General features: G+C 65.5%; 21 protein-coding genes. 4 read left to right on the top strand and 17 right to left on the bottom strand.

Features of this window, described 5'->3' with window-relative positions; translation table 11 throughout:
• Position 1 precedes the first annotated feature (1 nt).
• The 7 genes from ehuA to ACRCUN_RS28075 form a co-directional block, all read right to left on the bottom strand.
• Entirely contained in the window at positions 2–766 is a 765-nt protein-coding gene (gene ehuA, locus ACRCUN_RS28105) for an ectoine/hydroxyectoine ABC transporter ATP-binding protein EhuA (protein ID WP_462144927.1), read from the bottom strand.
• Position 767: 1 nt separating this feature from the next.
• The gene (ehuD, locus tag ACRCUN_RS28100; RefSeq protein ID WP_462144899.1) at positions 768–1427 is read right to left on the bottom strand and encodes an ectoine/hydroxyectoine ABC transporter permease subunit EhuD; all 660 of its coding nucleotides are present in this window, start codon (positions 1425–1427) and stop codon (positions 768–770) included.
• Complete coding sequence (gene ehuC, locus ACRCUN_RS28095; RefSeq protein WP_462144898.1) at positions 1427–2161, bottom strand: ectoine/hydroxyectoine ABC transporter permease subunit EhuC; 735 nt, start codon at positions 2159–2161, stop codon at positions 1427–1429. Before ehuC ends, ehuD begins: the two co-directional genes overlap by 1 nt.
• A gap of 10 nt (positions 2162–2171) precedes the next feature.
• Positions 2172–3065, bottom strand: a complete 894-nt coding sequence (gene ehuB, locus ACRCUN_RS28090) for an ectoine/hydroxyectoine ABC transporter substrate-binding protein EhuB (RefSeq protein WP_462144897.1) — start codon at positions 3063–3065, stop codon at positions 2172–2174.
• Positions 3066–3164: 99 nt separating this feature from the next.
• The gene (locus tag ACRCUN_RS28085) at positions 3165–4238 is read right to left on the bottom strand and encodes a preprotein translocase subunit SecD (protein WP_462144896.1); all 1074 of its coding nucleotides are present in this window, start codon (positions 4236–4238) and stop codon (positions 3165–3167) included.
• Positions 4239–4270: 32 nt separating this feature from the next.
• A complete protein-coding gene (locus ACRCUN_RS28080; protein ID WP_462144895.1) occupies positions 4271–5239 on the bottom strand; it encodes a peptidylprolyl isomerase in 969 nt (322 codons plus the stop codon).
• A 9-nt stretch (positions 5240–5248) separates the two neighbouring features.
• Positions 5249–6121, bottom strand: coding sequence for a peptidylprolyl isomerase (locus ACRCUN_RS28075; protein WP_462144894.1), 873 nt, complete (start codon positions 6119–6121; stop codon positions 5249–5251).
• 134 nt (positions 6122–6255) lie between these two features.
• Here ACRCUN_RS28075 and ACRCUN_RS28070 point away from each other — a divergent pair, with 134 nt between their 5' ends.
• From ACRCUN_RS28070 to ACRCUN_RS28060, 3 genes are all read left to right on the top strand, one after another.
• On the top strand, positions 6256–6957 hold the full coding sequence (locus tag ACRCUN_RS28070; RefSeq protein ID WP_462144893.1) for an MBL fold metallo-hydrolase: 702 nt from the start codon (positions 6256–6258) through the stop codon (positions 6955–6957).
• Positions 6954–8234, top strand: coding sequence for a histidine--tRNA ligase (gene hisS / locus ACRCUN_RS28065; protein ID WP_462144892.1), 1281 nt, complete (start codon positions 6954–6956; stop codon positions 8232–8234). Before ACRCUN_RS28070 ends, hisS begins: the two co-directional genes overlap by 4 nt.
• Before the next feature lie 123 nt (positions 8235–8357).
• Positions 8358–9350 carry an amidohydrolase family protein gene (locus tag ACRCUN_RS28060; RefSeq protein WP_462144891.1) on the top strand — a complete coding sequence of 331 codons (993 nt, stop codon included), beginning with the start codon at positions 8358–8360 and terminating at the stop codon, positions 9348–9350.
• A gap of 6 nt (positions 9351–9356) precedes the next feature.
• Here ACRCUN_RS28060 and ACRCUN_RS28055 read toward each other — a convergent pair whose 3' ends face one another.
• The 7 genes from ACRCUN_RS28055 to urtA form a co-directional block, all read right to left on the bottom strand.
• A complete protein-coding gene (locus tag ACRCUN_RS28055; RefSeq protein ID WP_462144890.1) occupies positions 9357–10391 on the bottom strand; it encodes an MBL fold metallo-hydrolase in 1035 nt (344 codons plus the stop codon).
• A 133-nt stretch (positions 10392–10524) separates the two neighbouring features.
• Positions 10525–11073, bottom strand: a complete 549-nt coding sequence (locus ACRCUN_RS28050) for a hypothetical protein (RefSeq protein ID WP_462144889.1) — start codon at positions 11071–11073, stop codon at positions 10525–10527.
• A 116-nt stretch (positions 11074–11189) separates the two neighbouring features.
• On the bottom strand, positions 11190–11882 hold the full coding sequence (gene urtE / locus ACRCUN_RS28045) for an urea ABC transporter ATP-binding subunit UrtE (RefSeq protein WP_462144888.1): 693 nt from the start codon (positions 11880–11882) through the stop codon (positions 11190–11192).
• A complete protein-coding gene (urtD, locus tag ACRCUN_RS28040; protein WP_462144887.1) occupies positions 11882–12715 on the bottom strand; it encodes an urea ABC transporter ATP-binding protein UrtD in 834 nt (277 codons plus the stop codon). The genes urtE and urtD overlap by 1 nt, the downstream gene beginning before the upstream one ends.
• Entirely contained in the window at positions 12712–13821 is a 1110-nt protein-coding gene (gene urtC / locus ACRCUN_RS28035) for an urea ABC transporter permease subunit UrtC (protein ID WP_462144886.1), read from the bottom strand. Before urtC ends, urtD begins: the two co-directional genes overlap by 4 nt.
• Positions 13818–14702 (bottom strand): urea ABC transporter permease subunit UrtB, encoded by an 885-nt coding sequence (gene urtB / locus ACRCUN_RS28030; RefSeq protein WP_067845008.1) that lies wholly within the window; start codon positions 14700–14702, stop codon positions 13818–13820. Before urtB ends, urtC begins: the two co-directional genes overlap by 4 nt.
• 7 nt (positions 14703–14709) lie before the next feature.
• Complete coding sequence (gene urtA / locus ACRCUN_RS28025; RefSeq protein WP_462144885.1) at positions 14710–15978, bottom strand: urea ABC transporter substrate-binding protein; 1269 nt, start codon at positions 15976–15978, stop codon at positions 14710–14712.
• Between the two features lie 268 nt (positions 15979–16246).
• Here urtA and ACRCUN_RS28020 point away from each other — a divergent pair, with 268 nt between their 5' ends.
• On the top strand, positions 16247–16672 hold the full coding sequence (locus ACRCUN_RS28020) for an Rv2576c family protein (protein ID WP_462144926.1): 426 nt from the start codon (positions 16247–16249) through the stop codon (positions 16670–16672).
• Positions 16673–16932: 260 nt separating this feature from the next.
• On the opposite strand, the gene ACRCUN_RS28015 is transcribed toward ACRCUN_RS28020, so the two are convergent.
• The 3 genes from ACRCUN_RS28015 to ACRCUN_RS28005 are packed head-to-tail and all read right to left on the bottom strand — an operon-like array spanning position 16933 to position 20746.
• Complete coding sequence (locus ACRCUN_RS28015; protein ID WP_462144884.1) at positions 16933–17757, bottom strand: alpha/beta fold hydrolase; 825 nt, start codon at positions 17755–17757, stop codon at positions 16933–16935.
• Entirely contained in the window at positions 17754–19397 is a 1644-nt protein-coding gene (locus tag ACRCUN_RS28010; RefSeq protein ID WP_462144883.1) for a FumA C-terminus/TtdB family hydratase beta subunit, read from the bottom strand. The genes ACRCUN_RS28015 and ACRCUN_RS28010 overlap by 4 nt, the downstream gene beginning before the upstream one ends.
• The gene (locus ACRCUN_RS28005; RefSeq protein WP_462144882.1) at positions 19394–20746 is read right to left on the bottom strand and encodes an amidase; all 1353 of its coding nucleotides are present in this window, start codon (positions 20744–20746) and stop codon (positions 19394–19396) included. Before ACRCUN_RS28005 ends, ACRCUN_RS28010 begins: the two co-directional genes overlap by 4 nt.

Raw genomic sequence — 20746 nt, 5'->3', positions numbered from 1 at the left:
GTCAGCCCCGCTCCAGGACAGCCCGCAGGAAGGTCCGGGTCCGCTCGTGCTCGGGTTCGGCGAACAACTTCGCGGGCGGGGCATCCTCGACGATGCGGCCAGCGTCGAACATCAGCACCCGATCAGACACCTCGCGGGCGAAGTCCATCTCGTGCGTCACGCACAGGAACGTGATGTCGGTGCTGGCGGCGATGTCCTTGAGCAGCGCGAGAACTCCGGCGACGAGTTCGGGATCGAGCGCCGAAGTCACTTCGTCAAGCAGCAGCACGTCGGGTTTCATCGCGAGCGCCCGGGCGATCGCGACGCGCTGTTGCTGGCCGCCGGAGAGTTCCGACGGGTGCGCGCCGGCTTTCTCCGGCATGCCGACCAGCTCAAGCAGACGGTGTGCGCGGTCCTCGGCCTCGTCGCGGGCAAGGCCCAGGGAGTGCACCGGTGCCTCGGTGATGTTCTGCAGCACCGACATGTTGGGAAACAGGTTGAACTGCTGGAAGACCATGCCGATTCGCCTGCGCAACTGTCGTTGGTGATTGTCGTCGGCGGGCACCTCGTGGCCCCGGCGGACCATGTGGCTCAAACACTCGCCGTCGACGTAGATCCGGCCATCGCTCACCTGCTCCAAGGTCATCAGCAGCCGCAGGATCGTGGTCTTGCCCGAACCGCTCGGCCCGATCAGGGTGACGAATTCTCCTGGCTGTACTGAGAAGTCGAGCCCGTCCAGCACCGTATGGTCGCCGAATCGCTTGACGACGTCGATGAATCGGATCATCTCAACTGCTGTATCGGACACGCCTCTCCAACCATCGAACGAGTAGGGACGCTGAGTAGCTCAGCACCAGGAACAGGACACCGGCGATCGTCATCGGCTCGACGTACCGGAACGCTTGCGAGCCGGCCTGATTGGCCACCCCCACGACGTCGAGCACACCGATGGTCAGGAGCAGCGGAGTTTCCTTGAGCATCGAGATCGTGTAATTGCCGAGTGCCGGCAACACCCGGGGGATTGCCTGCGGCAGGATCACCGCCGTCCAGGTACGCCGTCTCGGCAGGTTGAGCGCGGTGGCCGCTTCCCACTGCCCGACGGGTACGGCCTCGATCCCGGCCCGGTACACCTCGGCGGTATAGGTCGAGTAGTGCAGCCCGATCGCGATGATTCCGGTGGTCAGTGGGTCGAATTTCAGTCCCACGCTGGGCAGTACGAAAAAGAAGAAGAAGATCTGCACGAGCAGCGGTGTGCTGCGGACGAATTCGATGAACGCCCAAACCGTCGTACTGACCGCCCGGTTGCCCACCCGGCGCATCAACGCGAGCACCAGCCCCAGGGCATACGCCAGCACCGAACCGAACACCGTGGCGATCAAGGTGATCCGCAGCCCGTCGACGACAATGGTGGGCAGTACCTGCCACCCGTAGTCCCAATCCCAGACCATCAGCCCACCCGTCCCGCGCCGGTCGGCGCACCGCTGCGGCCGAACCGGGGGAGCACGCCGCGCCGCGGAGGTTGTCGGCCGACGAGTCTGGCTGCCTTTCGCTCGAGCAGGCGCATCACGGCGGTGATCGCAACCGCCAGCGCCAGATAGAACAACAGCACGATCGACCAGATGGTGGCGGCTTCCGAGATGTAGTTGTTGACCAGTACTTCACGTGCCTGGTAGGTCATCTCGTGCACGGTGATCATCGTCAGCAACGAACTGCTCTTGAGCAGCTGGATGAACAGGTTGTTGAAGGGCGGCACCATCTCGACCAGGGCCTGCGGCAGGATGACCCGCCGCATCCGTTGTGCGGGGGTGAAATTGAGAGCGACACACCCCTCGTACTGGGCCCGGGGCACAGCTTGGATTGCGCCGCGGACGATCTCGGCTCCGTAGGCACCGTGATTCAGCCCGAGCACGACGATGCCGGCGGCCATCGGTACGATCTGGTAGCCCACCAGGACCGGGAGCACGAAGTAGATCCACAGCAGCTGAACGACTTCCGATGTGCCCCGCCAGATCTCGACATAGAGGCGGGCGATCGTGCGCACTATTCGCGATTTCGACAGCATCGCCAGGCCGGCGAGGAATGACAGCACGGCGGCGATCACGATGCCGCCGAGTGTTGCCTCGACCGTCAGAAGCAGGCCCTGGGCAATGGTGTCGACGAAGAAACCGACATTGTCGAACATGAGGCCGGCCTCAGACGGCCGCGCAGAGCTTCTCGGTGGTCACATCCTCAGGCACCTGGTTGTCGGCGGTGAAGCCGAACGGGGCGACGATGTCGAGCCAGGCGCCGCTGTCCTGCAGCTTCTTCAGCTCGGTGTTGAACTGCGCGACCAGTTCGTCGTCGCCGCTACGGAATACGAATCCGCCGGCCTGGATCTGCTCTTCGCCGTTGACGATCGGTACGAACCCCTCGGTGACCTCCAGGGCGGCGCCCGGGTTGTCGGCGAGCATGCGGCGCAGCGAGATATCGGTCAGCGCACCGCAGTAGGCCCGCTGGTCGCGCAAGGCCTGGAACATCTCGGGCTGACCCCGGTAGGACTGAATGTTGCCGGGCGGAATGCCCAGATCTTTGGCGACCGCCTCCTCGACGGTGCCCGACAGCACCGCCAGAGCGACGCCCTGCGCTTTGACGTCGTCGAAATTGTTGATCCGCTGGGGGTTTCCGCTGGGCACCAGCAATGCCGTCGGCGTCACGTAATCCACCGCGGAGAACTGGGCGTTCTGGCAGCGGTCGGGCAGGATCGCCATTCCGGCGGCCACCATGTCGTATTGGCTGGCGTTCAGTGCCGGTATGAGTTGGCCGAACTCGACCTGGGTGGCCTCGACCCGATCGATACCCATCGCCTTGAACACCGCCTTGGCGACCTCAGGCGCCTCGCCGGTGACCGTGCCGTTCTGGGTGTAGCCGTAGGGAACTTCGCCGGCGATGCCGATCTTGATGGCGCCGGCATCCTTGATTCGCTGTAATGTGCCGCCAACACCCGCCTCCGGCACCTTCGAACAACCTGCCAGCAGCGCCGGCGCCCCCAGCGCGAACGCGCCGGCCGCGCCTCCCGCGCGCAAGAAATCTCGTCGTGTCCAGCTCATGCTCAGTCCTTGTCGTATCCACACGTTCACACTCGTATCGACCACAGTTCGATCTGAACGTATGCAAATCGTGCGGGCAGGTCAAAACCTGCCGCGCTACTAGAGGACCGCGGGTGGGCCGGGCCGGCGCCGGAGCAAATACACCGCCGCGCCGAGCACCAGGATCGCCAAGGCGATACCCGCCGCGATTACCGCCGCCCGCACGGTCGTCAAAAACACTGTGGGAGACAGGGTTTCAGGTGACGCCGACTCGTAGGTCAGCGATACCGGCAACGAACCCGACGTCAACAGACTGGCCACTTCGCGCGCTGAATCGGCATCGAAGTTGCCGGTGATCTGAGTACGTCCGCCCGGTATCGCTTCCATGATCTCCGGGGCGCTGACGACTTTCGTGTCGAGCGTGAACGCGGTCTGGGTGCCGACGTTGGCGGCGGTGAACTCGGCCCAGTCGCGGCCTGCGGGTTCATCGAACTCCACGTCCACGACGTATTCGCCGCTCGCGGAATCGCGATTGGACTCGGCATGGCGGATTTGATCGCCGCCGAGTACCGAGTTGTCGAGCAGGTACACCGTCCTGCCGTCGGCCGAGCAGGTGACCAGCGGCAGGTTCGGGTCGTCGTGGCCGGCCAACACGTCATCTTCGCCGCATCGGGTCGACTGAAACTGCAGGGCAAGGATCTGGATGCTCTCATCCGTGCTCTGCCGGAGTTGCTTCTCGTCGGATATCTCCTGTGCGTTGCCGGGTGCAGGTGGTTGTGGTGTCTGGTCGGGCGTTTTCGGATCCTCGACAGCCATCGCGTGGATGACCGGCCGGACGTAGAGCTGCCCCGCCGTGAGCACGTTGCGTATTTCGTCGGTGTCGATATCCCGCCCGGGCACCGTGACGTCAACGCTTTCGCCGGACGCGGCAGCCCGGGCGCCGGTCATCCCGAGTTCGTCCAACCTTTCCTCGACGATCTGCGGCACGCGCGTGATCGCGTCGGGGGAGGGCGGGCCGCCATCCTGCGACTGCATCGTGAAGGTCAACCGGGTTCCGTCGCGGGCCGCCCAGATGTCCTTCGTCAGGAACACCACCACCAGGTACCCGACCAGGACCACCATGAGCACGAGCACCACGACCAGGCGTGCGGGGTCGCGGCCGGGCGGAGAGGCGCTGGGTGCTATGCGACGCACAGTCCAACCCTATGCCGACGTCGAGGCTCGGATCAGTCCAACAGGGCTGAGGTGATGGTCACCGGCGTCGCGGGCTTGCCGTCGTCGCCGCCGCCCTCGATGCCGCCCGCCGCGATCCGGTCCACCGTTGCCAGGCCGGTCTCGTCGACCGTGCCGAACACGGTGTACGTCGGCGGCAGCAGCGAATCCTCGTACACCACGAAGAACTGGCTGCCGTTCGTGCCGGTGCCCGCGTTCGCCGACGCCACCGTGCCACGCGGATAGACCACGGGTGTGCGCAACGCGGGATCGGAGAGCCGGTACTGGTTCGTCGGGTATTCGTTCGGGAACTGGTAGCCCGGCCCACCCATACCGGTGCCCGACGGATCACCGCACTGCAGCACCGACAGCTCACCCGTGGTGAGCCGGTGACAGGGGGTGTCGTCGAAGAAGCCCCGCTGCGCGAGACTCGCGAAATTGTTGACCGTGCAGGGCGCCTGACCGTTGGCGAGGTCGACGCCGATGTTGCCGCGATCGGTGGTGATGCTGGCGGTGACGATGGCCGGCTCGGTGGGCACGGTGCCGGTACGCGGCGGCGTGGCGGGCTTCACCGCGGGTTCGGTGGTCGCCGGGTATTGGCAGTTGGCGCCGAGATTGGGCGGCGGATCGAACGCCGGGAGTGCGTTACCCGGCGACGCGCTTCGCGTGCCCTCCCTGGGCAGATTGTCGGCGGTCTGCACTAGCGCCACGGTGAATATCACCATGAGCGCCACCAACAGGATCGACAGCGCCGTCAGCGCATAGCCGATGACGAGCCCCGCGATGGCCATGCCGCGGCCCTGCTCGCCGTTGCGCTTGATCTGCGACAGCGAGATGTGCCCGAACACAATGCCCAAGGGCGCGAACAGGAATGCGCACACCAGTGACGCGATGGCCATGCTGTTGGTGCGCGGCGGCGGATACCCGGCCGGATAACCGGGGTAGCCCGGTGGGTATCCGCCGTACGGTGGCGGCGCGGTCAAGGTGATCGATCAGTCCAGCGCGACGGACTTCAGTTGGACATCGAGTGCCGGCTTGCCGTCCGGTCCACCGCCTTCGACGCCCGCCGCGGCGATCTTGTCGAGCGTCGCCAGGCCGGTGTCGTCGATCTTGCCGAACACGGTGTAGCCGGGCGGCAGCTGCGAATCCTGGTATACGAGGAAGAACTGGCTGCCGTTGGTGCCCGGGCCGGCGTTGGCCATCGCCAGCGTGCCGCGCGGGTAGACCACCGGCTGCTGAAGTGCGGGATTGTCGGGCTGGTACTGGTTCGTGGGGTACTCGTTGGCGAACTGGTAGCCCGGGCCGCCCGTGCCGCTGCCCGTCGGATCGCCGCACTGCAGGACCGAGAGCCCGCCCGTGGTCAGGCGATGGCACGGGGTGTCGTTGAAGTAGTTCTGCCCGGCCAGGCTCGCGAAGCTGTTGACCGTGCACGGCGCCTTGGCGTTGTCGAGCTGCAGGCCGATGTTGCCCTGCGTGGTCACCATGCTGACGCTGACGTTGGGCGGGTCGGTGGGGACCTTGCCGGTTCGTGGCGGGTTGACCTGCTTGCTGGCTTGCCCGGCAGCCGGGTACTGGCAGTTGGCGCCGAGGTCAGCCGGGGCCACGAACGCGGGCAGCTGGCCGTCGGCGGCGGGCTGTGCCGCGGCGTCGGTGGGCGTCGTGGTGGCAGCGGACGCGGTCGTGCTGTTCGAGTCCTTGCTGGTGATCACGAACGTGGCCACGACGGCGCCGATGACCACGACGGCGGCGACGGCAGAGCCGACGATCGTGTAGATGCGCCGTTTGCGTTCCTGGGCTGCGCGACGCTCCAGCTGGCGTTCCAGCTTGCGCTTGGCCGTCGCACGCCGTTGTTCGTTGGTCGGCACTGCGGCAGTCCTCTCCCTCGTGTGCATGTCATGGGTAATTCGAGTCGGCAACGAGTGTGCCAGGCGATGCTGAGCAAAGGCCTAACGACCCGCGCGAACAGCCGGTGCGAACTCGGCCATGGGAAAATGACACTGTGTTCATCACCGGATTTCCGGCCGGGATGCTGGCGTGCAATTGCTATGTCCTGGCCGAGCGGCCGGGAGCCGACGCGATCGTCGTCGACCCGGGTCAGCGGGCCATGGGCCCGTTGCGCCGCATCCTCGACGAGAACCGGCTCACTCCGGCCGCGGTCCTGCTCACACACGGGCATGTCGATCACATCTGGTCTGCGCAGAAGGTGGCCGACACCTACGGCTGCCCGGCCTACATCCACCCCGAGGACCGGTTCATGCTGACCGATCCGATCAAGGGGTTCGGGCCACGGCTGGCTCAGTTGGCGTTCGGGGTGTTGTTCTCCGAGCCGAAGCAGCTGGTCGAGCTGGACCGGGACGGCGACAAGGTCGAACTCGGCGGCATCACGGTCGCCGTCGATCACACGCCGGGGCACACCCGCGGGTCGGTGGTGTTTCGCGTCGCCGGCTGGCCGGAGCGCAGCGACCGGGGCTTCGGCACCGCCGGCCCGTCGGACGTCGTGTTCACGGGCGATACGCTGTTCCGGTCCTCGGTCGGACGCACCGATCTGCCCGGCGGCAGCGGACGTGACCTGCTGGGTTCTATCGTGACAAAACTGTTGGTGCTCGACGACGACACCGTGGTACTACCGGGACACGGTCCGCGCTCGACGATCGGGCACGAACGCCGCACCAACCCATTTCTCGAAGGTTTGACTCTGTGACTGAAGGTTCTTCGTCGGTGCCGTTCCAGGCGCCCAAGGGTGTTCCCGACTACCTGCCGCCGGAGTCGGCGCAGTTCGTCGCGGTCCGAGACGGTTTGTTGGCCTCGGCCCGCCGCGCCGGGTACGGCGACATCGAGCTGCCGATCTTCGAGGACACCGCGCTGTTCGCCCGGGGAGTCGGCGAGTCGACCGATGTGGTCTCCAAGGAGATGTACACGTTCGCCGACCGCGGCGACCGGTCGGTCACGCTGCGGCCCGAAGGCACCGCGGGCGTCATCCGCGCGGTCATCCAGCACCGGCTCGACCGCGGTGCGCTGCCGATCAAGCTCTGCTATTCGGGACCGTTCTTCCGCTACGAGCGGCCCCAGGCCGGTCGTTACCGTCAGCTGCAGCAGGTTGGGGTGGAGGCGATCGGCGTCGACGATCCCGCGCTCGACGCCGAGGTGATCGCGGTGGCCGACGCCGGGTTCCGCTCGCTGGGGCTCGACGGCTTCCGGCTGGAGATCACCTCACTGGGCGATGACACCTGCCGGCCGGCCTATCGGGAATTGCTGCAGGAGTTCCTGTTCAAACTCGACCTCGACGACGAGACGCGGCGCCGAGCCGAGATCAACCCGCTGCGGGTACTCGACGACAAACGGCCACACATCCGCGAGATGACCGCCGACGCGCCGCTCATGCTCGACCACCTGTCCGATTCGGCCAAACAGCACTTCGCGACCGTGCAGGCCCACCTCGACGCGCTCGGGGTGCCGTACGTGATCAATCCACGGATGGTGCGTGGGCTGGACTACTACACCAAGACGACGTTCGAGTTCGTGCACGACGGATTGGGTGCGCAGTCCGGCATCGGCGGCGGCGGTCGCTACGACGGGTTGATGCGTCAGCTCGGTGGTCAAGACGTGTCGGGCATCGGCTTCGGCCTCGGTGTCGACCGCACGCTCCTCGCACTGCAGGCCGAGGGCAAGACCGTCGCAGGTGTCGGCGGAGTAGAGGTGTTCGGCGTCCCGCTCGGCGACGCCGCCAAGCTCGAACTGGCCAAGCTCGCGGCCGCCCTGCGGGCCGGCGGGGTGCGCGTCGATCTGGCCTATGGCGACCGCGGTCTGAAGGGCGCGATGAAAGCCGCCGACCGGTCGGGCGCCAAGTATGCGCTCGTCGCCGGCGACCGCGACATCGAGGCGGGCACCGTCGGCCTCAAGGACCTCTCGACCGGCGACCAGGTCGATATCTCCGCCGATTCCGTTGTCGCCGAGGTTCTTTCCCGCCTGTCCCGCTAGATCGGCGTCACCCTGCACCGCGAGCGTGCGGGTCTGCTGCTCGACACGCCGTAGATCGTCGGCACTTAGCGCACGCTCGATCTCTCCGCGCCTAGAGTGAAGCGACTCGACTGCGGAGGTGCCATGTCATTGATCGCGCTCGAAGAGCACTTCGCCTGGGGTCCGGCCAGCGCGGGCAACGTCGTCGGGACCTGGCTGCGCTCCAACAACCCGGTGGCTTACGAGCGGCTGTACGACCGGTCGACATTGCGCCTCCAGCAGATGGACGCCGCAGGGATCGACTTCCAGATCCTATCGCTGTTCGACCCTGGAGTGCAGGACGAGACCGACGTCGCACGCGCGATCGACCTGGCCCGCCGCGCGAATGACGACCTCGCCGAGACCGTGCGCAAAAACCCGCAGCGATTCGGCGGTTTCGCGACACTCGCGACCCAGGATCCCACGGCCGCGGCGGCTGAACTGGAGCGTGCCGTCACCGACCTCGGCCTTGTGGGTGCATTGATCAACGGCCACTGCCAGGGACGCTATCTCGACGATCCCGAGTACGAGGCACTGTTCGCGCGTGCCCACGAACTGGGTGCGCCGATCTATCTGCATCCCACGACGCCGCATCCGGCCGTGATGGATGCGTGGTTTGCCCCGTACGTCGGCGACGGCCTGCACCTGGCGTCGTGGGGCTTCGCCGCGGAGACGGGCACGCACGTGTTGCGGCTCATCTACTCCGGGCTGTTCGACAAGTTCCCCGGCCTGCAGATGATCATCGGCCACCTCGGCGAGATGCTGCCGTTCGCGGCCTACCGCATCGACCGGTACTACGGGCTCGGCGGTGACGGCGGATCGAAGCAACGTCTGCAACGGCTGCCGTCGGAATATCTGCGCAGCAATTTCCACGTCACCACGAGCGGCAATTTCTGCCCACCCGCCTTCGCGTGCACGCTGGAGGTCATGGGCGCCGACCGGGTGATGTTCTCGGTGGACTATCCGATGGACGACAACGTGGACGGCGCCCGCTTCCTGGCGGACTACCCGATGGATGACGCTTCACGCCGAAAAGTCAGTAGCGAGAACGCGATACTTCTCTTCGGCGGGCGGCTGCCGGCGCATCTGGGCGCGTAGCAGAACTCACAGCTCGAACACCTGGCCGTCGCGGGCGACGGTGACCTTGCCGGGGTAGTTCTTGGAGATGGCATCGAGCCATTGGGAGTCGGGCAAGTCGGTCGGCGAGTAGTGGCTCAGCACAACATGTTTGGCATTGGCTGCCGCGGCTACTTCGCCTACCTGCTCGGCCGAGGTGTGCGAGCTCTTCAGATAGTTCGGCGGAAACCTGTTGTGGTAGTAGGCATCATCGAGACTGAATTGCGCCTCGTGCACCAGGATGTCGGTGTCCTTGGCGAGAGTGATGAGGTTGTCCGACTTCGTGGTGTCACCCGAGAACGTCACGGAAGTACCGTTTTTCAGGTCGAAGCGGAAGCCGAAAGCCGGGTACACGTCATAGTGGGAGACCAGGGTCGCCGTCACCGTGACGTTGTCGTCCGACATCACCGGGAACGGCGCGGTTTTGGGTGCCCGGTTGCGGTAGTCCGACCCGGGCGGCACCGCGATCTCGACGACCTCGATCAGGTCTTGAATGTCGTCGATCCCCATGTCCCGGATGAAGATGTTGCTCGTGTAGGCGTATGCCTGCAGCAGTGCCTTGCTGGTGGCGGCCAGACCGGGTGCGGGGTTGCCGGGTTCGACCGTCGCCGGGTCGTGATCGCCGACCTGGCTCGCCGGCAAGCCACCGGCCGGGCCGGGTCCGTAGACGGTCACCGGCGCCTTATCCGGTGCCGCCGTGTAACCGCCGGAGAGAAAGAAGCTGTAGTAGTCGACGATGTGGTCGGTGTGCAGGTGGGTGATGAACATGCTCTTCAGATCGTTGAACGTGAAGCCCGCGTCGGCGAACGCGTTCATCGAGCCCAAGCCGCAATCGATTTGATAGACGTCACCGCCGATTTTGATGGCCGACGAGATCCCGGTCTTGTTGGGGACTGGCGGCGGACCGGCTTGGACGCCCAGCGTGACCAACGCGTTCTCGGGCATCGTGGGGGCTGACTTCGGCGGTTCTGCGGAACTACACGCCGATGTGCTGAGAATCGCACCGCCGATCACCGCCGACATCGAGGCCGTCAATATGGAGCGACGGGTTAGCGAACCAGGGTTCTGTGCGTCGTGACCACCGCAGGCGCATTCCACGCCCGTCAGGCTAGCGGGTCTCGGCTTTGCTGGAGCGACTTCGCGTACGCCCGCGCCTCTATCGGCCGTGCACCACCGTGGTCAGCACTTCGTCCAGGTTGCCGACACCGCCACCGAACGGGTTGCCGCGCTTGAGCACTCGCACACCCGCCGGCGTCACCGCGACGAGCTTGGGCGAGCTGGATGTCAATTGCATGCGCCGCTCGAAGCGCACCTGATCCAGTGGCGCGATGATCTCCCCGGCGCCGTCGCGGTACACGCGCTGGCTCCGATCGAACACCGCGACCGGGGTGAAGGTGTGCAGCGGAGCGAGCCGGCTGCGGCGCATCGCCCGCCCCGTTGCCAACAGTCCCACCCCTGCCAGCACGCCGATACCGAGCAGGACTGCGCCGACGACGACCGACGAGGCCGCCAGTGAACCGGCCGCGCCCATGATCATCGACACCACGCCGAACCCGCCGCACACGAGCGTCAATATCAACAGGACGAACGCGAAGATCTCCGACGGGCCGTTGCCGCGATCCACGACAATCACATTCGGCCCGTCCTCAGCTACGACCAGGCCGCCGGTTTCGGCGAGGATTCGAGGCTCGCCCACGGTGCTCATGGCCGAAGTGTGCCCCTCGTGCACCGCGAGTGTGCGTGAAATGCCGACGATTCACGGCGTGTCGGGGGACAGACACGGTCGCTCGCGGTGCAAGGGGTGTAGCACGGGAAGCGGAACTAAATGGCCATGGCGGCGCGGACGTCGGCCTCGGAGGCCGAACCGCCGGTGCCGCTGGACGTGATGCGGCCCGACTCCAGGATGTAGTAGCGCTGCGAGGATTCCAGGGCGAACCCGATGTGCTGTTCGACCAGCAGCACGCCGAGGTCACCGCGCGCGGTCAGCGACGTGATGGCCTGTTCGATCTCGGCGACGACCGACGGCTGGATGCCCTCGGTCGGCTCGTCGAGGATGAGGGTCTTGGGGTTGGTGATGAGCGCCCTGGCAATCGCCAACTGCTGTCGCTGACCACCGGACAGCAGACCGGCCCGGCGGGTCAACAGCTCCTTCAGCGCCGGGAACAGATCCAGCTGTTCGTCGATCAGCGCCTTGCCGTTCTTGCGGCCGTCGGCCACCACTTGCAGATTCTCGGCCGTGGTCAGCTGCCCGAACGACTGCTGGCCCTGGGGAACATAGGCCAGGCCTCGCGCGACCCGTGCGCTCGGCCGCAATTTGGTGATGTCCTCACCTTCGAAAAGGACCTTGCCCGCAGTGCATTTGAGCAGGCCGACGGCGGCGCGCAACAGTGTGGTCTTGCCCGCGCCGTTGTGCCCCATCACCGCGGCGACACCGTCGGACGGCACCTCGATGCTGGCGCCGTGGATGACTTCGGAACGGCCGTAACCGGTACGGACGTCGACGAGTTGCAGCATCAGGAGTGCTCCTCTGCGAGTTCGATTCCATCGGCGCCTGCCGCGGCGGTGCCCAGATAGACCTCCTGGACCTTCGGGTTGGCCTGCACTTCGGCGACCGAGCCCTCCGCGATCACCTGCCCGCGCGCGAGCACGGTCACCGAGGTGGCGAACGCGCGCATGAAATCCATGTCGTGCTCGACGACGACTACTGTGCGCTCGGCACCGATGCGGCGCAAGAGGTTTCCGGTTTCCTCACGTTCTTCAGTGCTCATGCCGGCCACGGGTTCGTCGAGCAACAGAACGTCGGCGTTCTGGACCAGCAGCATGCCGATCTCCAGCCATTGCTTCTGCCCATGGGCGAGGATGCCCGCCGGTTTGTCGGCCAGATCGGTCAATCCGATCGTGTGCAACGCTTGTTCGATCGCCGGCAGCACGCCCTTGCGCTTGCGCATGAGCGTCCACACCGACCGGCCGGCACCGGCCGCGATATCGAGATTCTGCAACACCGTGAGCTGCTCGAACACACTCGCGGTCTGGAATGTTCGGCCGACCCCACGCCGGGCGATCTGGTGCACCTTCTTGCCGAGCAGTTCCTCCCCGGACTTGTTCACCGAACCGGATGCCGGAACCAGGCCGGTGATCGCGTCGATCGCCGTCGTCTTGCCCGCTCCGTTGGGCCCGATCAGAAAGCGCAGGTCACCCTGGAACAGCGTGAGGTCGACGTCGCTGACGGCCTTGAATCCGTCGAATTCGACTGTCAAACCCCTTACTTCGAGGTACTGGGTGCCCATGCCGACGTTGCCGCCTTCGATGGGTTCCTTACCCGCGGTGCTCGCGTCGACCTCGGTCATGAGCTGACACCCACCTTTTCTGTGTCAGGGTCTGAGTCAGCGGCTTTCTCCGGCGGCGATTCGGCTTTGGCTCTGCGCCGGCGTTTGAGCAGCACGCCCAAACCTGCCAGACCAGCGGGGAAGAACCCGACGACGACGATGAACAGCAGGCCTTGCGCATACGTCCACTCCGACGGAAAGCGTTCGGAGAACAGGGTTTGTGCCCATGCGACACCGATCGCGCCGAGCACCGGTCCCAGCAGGGTGGTGCGTCCGCCGATCGCGACACCGATCAGGAACGCGATGGACGGCACGATGCCCACCTGGGAGGGCGCGATGAATCCCACGATCGGCGCGAACAGTGCACCGGCGATGCTCGCGAACAGCGCCGCGAGTGTGTAGGCGACGACCTTGATGTTGGCCGGGTCGTATCCCAAGAACCGCACGCGCTCTTCACCGTCGCGCACCGCCACCAGGAGTTCGCCGTAGCGGCTGTACATGAGCTGGCGGACGACGGCGACCACGATCAGCAGGGTGGCCGCGGCGATGAAGTAGAGCATCTGCTTGTTCACCGGATCGTTGAGCGTGAACCCGAAGAACGTGCGGAAGTTGGTGAGTCCGTTACTGCCGCCGATGCTGGTCTGGCCGACCAGCAGGATCGCCAGGGCCGCTGCCAACGCCTGCGAGAGAATCGCGAAGTAGGCACCCTTGACGCGTCGTTTGAACACGCCGAAGCCCAGCAGTGCGGCGATCCCGGCCGGAATCACCAGGATGGCGAACAGCGTGAACGCGGGGGAGGCGAACGGAGTCCAGTAGCCGGGAAGTTCGCGCACGCCTTGGATCTGCATGAAGTCGGGCACATCGTCGCCGCGGATCTGCGCGTCGGCGATCTTGAGGTGCATGCCCATCATGTAGCCGCCGAGGCCGAAGAACACGCCCTGGCCGAGGACGAGCATTCCGCCACGGCCCCAAGCCAATCCGATACCCACCGCGACGATCGCAAAGCACAGGAACTTGCCGAGCAGGCTCAGCCGGAAGTCTGACAGCACGGCCGGCGCCACTCCGAAGAGCAGTACGGCGGCGACACCGAAACCGGCCCAGGTTTGCCAGCGTCCAAGGATGGTCATACGAGACTCCTTGTCCGAACGGTGAACAGGCCCTGGGGGCGCACCTGCAGGAAGATCACGATGATCACGAACACGATCACCTTGGCCAGCGACGCAGTGGTGCTGTACTCGATGAACGAGTTCAGGAAGCCGAGCGCGAGCGCCGCGATGACGGTGCCCTTGATCTGGCCGAGACCGCCGACGACAACCACGAGGAACGCGTCGATGAGGAAGCTCTGCCCGATGGTCGGGCTGGTGGAGCCGATCAGCGTCAAGGCGACGCCGGCGACGGCCGCCAGCCCCGACCCGATGAAGAACGTCGTGATGTCGGTCTTTCGCGACGATATGCCGCTGGTCTCGGCGAGGTCGCGGTTTTGCACGACCGCCCGGATCCGCCTGCCCATCGGGCTGGTCTTGAGCACCGTGGCCAGCACCGCGACACACACGATCGCGAGGATAAGGATGAAGATGCGCGTCTTGGGCACGACGGCGCCGAGGATCTCGACACCACCGGACAGCCACGACGGTGCCACCACGTTCACCGCGGGAGCTCCGAAGATGTCACGGGCGATCTGCTGCAGGATCAGGCCGACGCCGAAGGTCACCAACAGGGTGTCCAGCGGCCGGTCGTACATGCGCTGGATGAGCGTGACCTCGAGCAGTGCACCCATCGCACCGCCGACCACGAATCCGACAAGAAGGGAAATGAGAAGTGAGGCACCGGCATTGGAGATGATCTGCTGAACCACGTACGCGGTGTAGCAGCCGGCCATGATGAACTCACCGTGCGCCATGTTGATGACGCCCATCTGGCCGAAGGTCAGGGACAGGCCGAGAGCGGCGAGCAACAGGATTGAGCCGAGGCTCAATCCCGTTGCCAGCTGGCCGATCAGAATATCCATGGCCCGCTTAGCCGGACAGCCCTGCGGCCCACGGGTAGGACTTCAGGTACGGGTCGGGCTCGATCGGTCCCTTGGATTCCCAGATTGTGTAGATGAGGCCGTCGGGGCGGATCTCACCGATGCGTGCGGTCTTGGTGATGTGGTGGTTCTCGCCGTCGATCGTGACCTTGCCCTCTGGCGCGTCGAACGTCACGCCGTCGGCGTTGTCCTGGATCGCCTTGACGTCGAACGACTTTGCCTTCTCAACCGTGTTCTTCCACAGGTAGACCGAAACGTAAGCGGCTTCCATGGGGTCTGACGTCGGCTTCTTGGGATCCTTCACGAAGTCCTTGTACGCCTTGACGAACGCCTTGTTGACCGGGGTGTCGATGGTCTCGTAGTAGTTCCACGCGGTCAGCTGGCCGGTGATGTTCTGCACGCCGATACCGCCGACCTCCTCCTCGGCGATCGACACCGAAACCACCGGCATCTCCTGCGGGGTGAGGCCGACGTTCTTGTACTCGCGGAAGAACGCCACGTTGGAGTCACCGTTGAGGGTGTTGAACACCGCGTCGGCGTTGGCGCCGCGCACTTTGTTGACGATCGTGGAGAAGTCCGTCGAGCCGAGCGGCGTGTAGTCCTCACCCTTGATCTCGATGCCGTTGGCCTCCGCGTACGCCTTGATGATGCGGTTGGCGGTCTGCGGGAAGACGTAGTCGCTGCCGACCAGGTACAGCGATTTGACGCCCTTCTCCTTGAGGTAATCGAGCGCGGGCACGATCTGCTGGTTCGTGGTGGCGCCGGTATAGAAGATGTTCTTGCTGGATTCCAGGCCCTCGTACTGGACCGGGTAATACAGCAGGGAGTTGGCGCTTTCGAACACCGGCAACATGGCCTTGCGGCTCGACGACGTCCAACCTCCGAAGACCGCGGCGACGCAATCGCTGCTGATCAGTTTCTCGGCCTTCTCGGCGAACACTGTCGGCTCGGACGCGCCGTCCTCGCCGATCAGCTCGATCTGCTTGCCCAGCACACCGCCCTTCGCGTTGATCTCGTCGACCGCGAGTTTGATCGCGTCGCGGACGGTCACCTCGGAGATGGCCATCGTTCCCGACAGGGAGTTCAACGACCCGACTTTGATCGTCGGCCCGGACGTGTCCACGCATGACTCAGCATTTGCTGCGTCGGTTTCGCTTGCCCTGCTTCCGCATCCGGCCAGTAGGAGACTGGCAACTGCGATCACGCTTCCCGTGGCTAACGCCGATCTGCGGAACGTGGCACGTGCTGGTACTCGCATGAACAACCTTTCCCAATGATTGCAGCGCATTTCGGCCGATCGCGATCGGCTGCGCCGCAGGAGGCTAAACACACTGTGCGGGTGTCGAATCGGGACGTTAGAGCGCCGGTGTTACTGAGAAATGTCTGTATGTGACGAACAAATTAACCTCTAGCTAGGCGAGTGTTGGTTTGCCGTTTTCGCGCGCCAACGCGACCATTCTCATGACGGCTCAGCGCTCATTCGTCGCACCTGTAACAAGCCGGTAGCCTGCCTCGATATGACGAACATGCGAAAAGTGACAACCACGGTCGGTGCGGCGGTCGTTCTGGCGGCCGCGGGTATGGCGGTCTCCAACGCAACGTCGTATGCGGAGCCGGAGGCAGGCGGTCATCAGGTGCGCTACACGCTCACAACGGGCGCGCCCTACGATTTCGATCTCTACTATCTCGCGACCCAGCCGCCGAGCAAGCAGGCGTATGACGCGGACCCGTACGCCTTCCTCCAGAAGGCGGAAGTGAACGTGGTGCCCGGGGCGCCCTGGGTCTTCGAGACCACGTTGGCCGACCCGCAGTGGGCCATCTTCACCGTCGCCAGCACCACGCACGGCGGGCGTGGTGCACCGAACGCGCATTGCGAAATCGCGGTCGACGGCCAGGTCGCGGTCCAGAACGATCATCCGTACAGCCCGAGGTGCCAGCTCGGGCAGTGGTGACACGCCGCTGAGCGACGCGCCCGCCGGTGTGATGGTGGGTTGACAAATGCATCGAACAACTGTTCGATGAGAGGCATGCGAGACGGTGCCCGGGTACGCGAACAAGCCATGCGTCCCGGCCGCACCGTCTCGTCGTGCTTCGTGCTCCGGTGCCTCTGCGGGCATCCGGGTACGGTCTGACTGGGCCACGCCCACGGCGGGCGCCGGTGCCGTACCCGAAACCGCGGCACCGGCGCACCCAGTCTTGCGGAAATCGAGTTCTAACTCGTTGAGCCGCGCTCGGCGGCCGTGACGGCAGCCGCGACAGCCGCTGCCAGCGCGCCCGGTGCCTCGACGTGCGCCAGGTGTCCTTGGCCGGCCAGCCGGATCACAGCTGCTTGCGGCAGCGCGGTGACAAACGCAGCGAATGCGGTGCCATAGGGGGCGAGGCCCTCGTTGTGTTCGCCGAGCATCAACCTGACCGGCATGTCGAGCGTTCGATAGCGATCCAGAGCTGGGTGATGCTCATTGATGGCTGCGAGTTCCTCGGCCAGGGGTTCGGCGAGCGGGCGCAACACGGCCCAGGCCGGGCTGCGGCGCAGGCCGGCCACGTAGTCGCCGGAGAATCCGGATACGTCGGTGTTGACGAGCGTGACCGCGCGGTCGAGGTCGCCCGCGGCCACAGCGTCGCGTAGTGGTTGCACCACTTCTCCGGCGAATGGCCGGCCGACGGGTTCGTAGGCGGTCAGCGAGACGATGTGATCGCACGTCAACGCGGTCTCGAGCGCGATGAGCGCACCGTAGCTCCACCCGAACAGATGGACGTCGCCGAGCTTGTCGACGATGTGGCGCAGATCGTCGACCTCAACACGCACCGAGTAGTCGGCTCCGAGCGGTCCGCTGGGGTACCGGCCGCGACGATTGACCGTGATCACCGGGTTCGGCAGGTCGATCGAGTCGGCCACCGGGCGCCACGTCGCTGCGTCGGCCATCACTCCAGGCACGAGCAGGATCGGTGTGCCGATGCCCGGGCGTATCGCGGCCGCCAAAGTCGTTCCTGCGCGGTCGAATACGAGCTCCTGCACGTCTGAGTGAGTGAAAGTCATTGCGGTGCACGTCCTATCGTGAGTAGAGGGGCATTGTCGCGGGCATAGAAGTCGTTGCCCTTGTCGTCGATGACGATGAACGCGGGAAAGTCCTCGACGTCGATCCGCATGACTGCCTCCATGCCCAGTTCGCCGTACTCGAGGACCTCGGTCGCCTTGATGCAGTCCCGTGCGAGTCGTGCTGCGGGACCGCCGATCGAGCCCAGGTAGAAACCTCCGTATTCGGCGCACGAGCGACGTACGGCCTCCGAGCGATTTCCTTTTGCGAGCATCACGAGCGATCCACCGGCGGCCTGGAACTGCTCGACGTAGGAGTCCATGCGTCCTGCGGTGGTGGGTCCGAACGAACCCGACGCGTAGCCGGTGGGCCTTTTCGCAGGCCCGGCGTAGTACACCGGGTACCGGCATAGGTAATCCGGCATCTGCTCACCGGCCGCCAGGCGCTCGCGGATCTTGGCGTGCGCGAGATCTCGAGCCACCACCAGGGTGCCGGTCAACGACACGCGCGTGCCCACGGGATGAGCCGCGAGTTGTGCACGGGTATGGGCCAGCGATTCGTTGAGGTTGATACGTACGGCCTCCCCATCGGTGCCGGTGGCATCTGGCAGAAACTGTGCCGGATCGGTTTCGAGTTGTTCGAGAAACGCCCCGTCCGCAGTGATCTTGCCGAGCACGTGGCGATCAGCGGCACACGACACCGCCAAGGCGATGGGCAGCGAGCCGCCGTGCCGGGGAAGGCGGATGACACGCACGTCGTGGCAGAAGTACTTGCCGCCGAACTGTGCGCCGATGCCGAGACGCTGGGTGGCCGTGAGGACCTGCTGCTCGAATTCGCGGTCACGAAAGCCGTTGCCCGCCGATGATCCCGCGGTGGGCAGGTTGTCGAGGTGGTGTGCTGACGCGAGTTTCGCCGTCTTGAGGGCGAATTCGGCACTGGTGCCGCCGATCACGACTGCCAGGTGGTAGGGCGGGCAGGCGGACGTGCCGATCTCGGCGGCCTTGGCCACGACGAAGTCCAGGAGGCTGTCGCGGTTGAGCAGGGCAGGCGTCTGCTGGAACAGGAAACTCTTGTTCGCGCTGCCGCAGCCCTTGGCGATGAACAGGAATCGATAGGTGTCGTCGCCGTCGGCGAGTATCTCGATCTGTGCGGGCAGGTTGGTGCCGGTGTTGCGCTCGTCGAACATCGACAGCGGTGCCAGTTGCGAGTAGCGGAGATTGAGGGTTGTGTAGGCCCGTGCGATGCCGCTCGAAAGGTGTTGCGCGTCAAGCCCGTCGGTGAGTACGTGCCGGCCTCGGCTCGCGTGGACGATGGCGGTTCCGGTGTCCTGGCACATCGGCAGCACCCCGCCCGCCGCGATGTTGGCGTTACGCAAGAGCTCGGTGGCCACGAAACGGTCGTTCGGCGAGGATTCCGGGTCGTCGAGAATAGCCGCGATCTGGCGAAGGTGACCGGTCCGCAACAGATGTGACACATCGCGGTACGCCTCGAACGCGAGTTGTTCGAGGACTTGTGGACCGATCTCGAGGAACGTACGACCGGCCGCACGCACCGTGCCGATCGCATCGGATTCGGTGTCGAGCCGCCGATACTCCGTTTCGTCCGGGCCGGTGGGCAACAGAGGGGTGTAGTCACCCGTCATCGTTGTGCCCTTGCGATGCGGTCCGCGAGCGCGAAAATCAAATGCTCCCGGCCCGGGGCGCTGATCAGCTGCAGGCCGACTGGCAGCCCCGACACCGTCCCGGCCGGCATGCTCAGCGCCGGATGACCGGTGAGGTTCCACGGGCTGGTCAGCGACAGCAGGGCTGACCGCACTTCGACGCCCTTCCCGTCGATGACGTGGGTGCGCTGGCCGACATCAGTGGCAACCGTCGGCACGGTCGGCATGGCAAGTACGTCGAACCGGGCGAGCAGTTCGGCGGTGTTGGCGCGCAGCATGTTTCGCGTACGGTCCGCTCGGACGTACTCCCAGGCCGGCGTGTCCCGGCCACGGATCAGCCGTTCGACGACCTCAGGATCGATCTCGTGGTCGTGATCGGCGAGGTCATCGACGTGTTCGGTATACGCCTCACTCGACTGCAACACACTCAGCACCGAGAACAGTTCGCCTGGTTCGAATGGAAGTGCGGTGTCGTCGGTGGCGATACCGGCCCCGTCCAGTGCGGTCCGCACGGTCGCGACGACCGCTGGGTCGGTGGGGCCGAGGCGCGTCGGATCGAGCCAGGCCACCCGCGGACTGCAGCTTTCGCGGTTGACCGGACGACCACTCATCGCCGCGTATCCGGCCGCCGCGTCGGCTGCGGTGCGGGCGAATACGCCGACATGGTCCAGCGACGCGGCGAGGGGCCGGACACCGTCGACGGGTATAGCCCCGTGCCCCGGCTTGAATCCGACAACACCGCACAGGGCGGCGGGAACCCGTACCGAGCCCGCCGTATCGGTTCCGACGGCCAGCGGCACCATGCCTGCCGCCGTTGCGACCGCACCGCCACCGCTGGACCCTCCGCTGATCTTGCCGGTATCCCACGGGTTTCGCGATGCACCCTGCAACGATCGGTCACCGGTGGCACCGTAGGCGAACTCGTGCAGGACGTTTTTTCCCACGATCACCGCACCAGCCGCGCGCAGCCGTGCCACGCACGTGGCGTCGGCGCCGGCGGGGCTATCGGGGTGGACTGCCGACCCGGAGGTCGTGATCTGGCCTTTTACATCGACGAGGTCTTTGACGGATACCGGGATGCCGTGCAGCGGACCGCGATCCATTCCGCGCGCCAGGTCTGCGTCAGCTTCCCGTGCGGCGGCCAGCGCCCCATCGGCGTCGACGGTGGTGAACGCGTTGAGGACCGGATTGAGGCGGGCGATCGCTGCCAGGCTCTCCTCGACGAGTTCCACGCTGGTCGCGTGGCCGTCACGGAGATCCTTTGCAAGCGAGCTGATATCGCGCTGGCGGAAGTACCCGCTCAGCGCCGGGGTTTCGACTAGGTCGGTCAT

Source organism: Mycobacterium venezuelense, from assembly GCF_054919535.1.
This window is presented reverse-complemented; position numbering and strand designations above follow the sequence as displayed.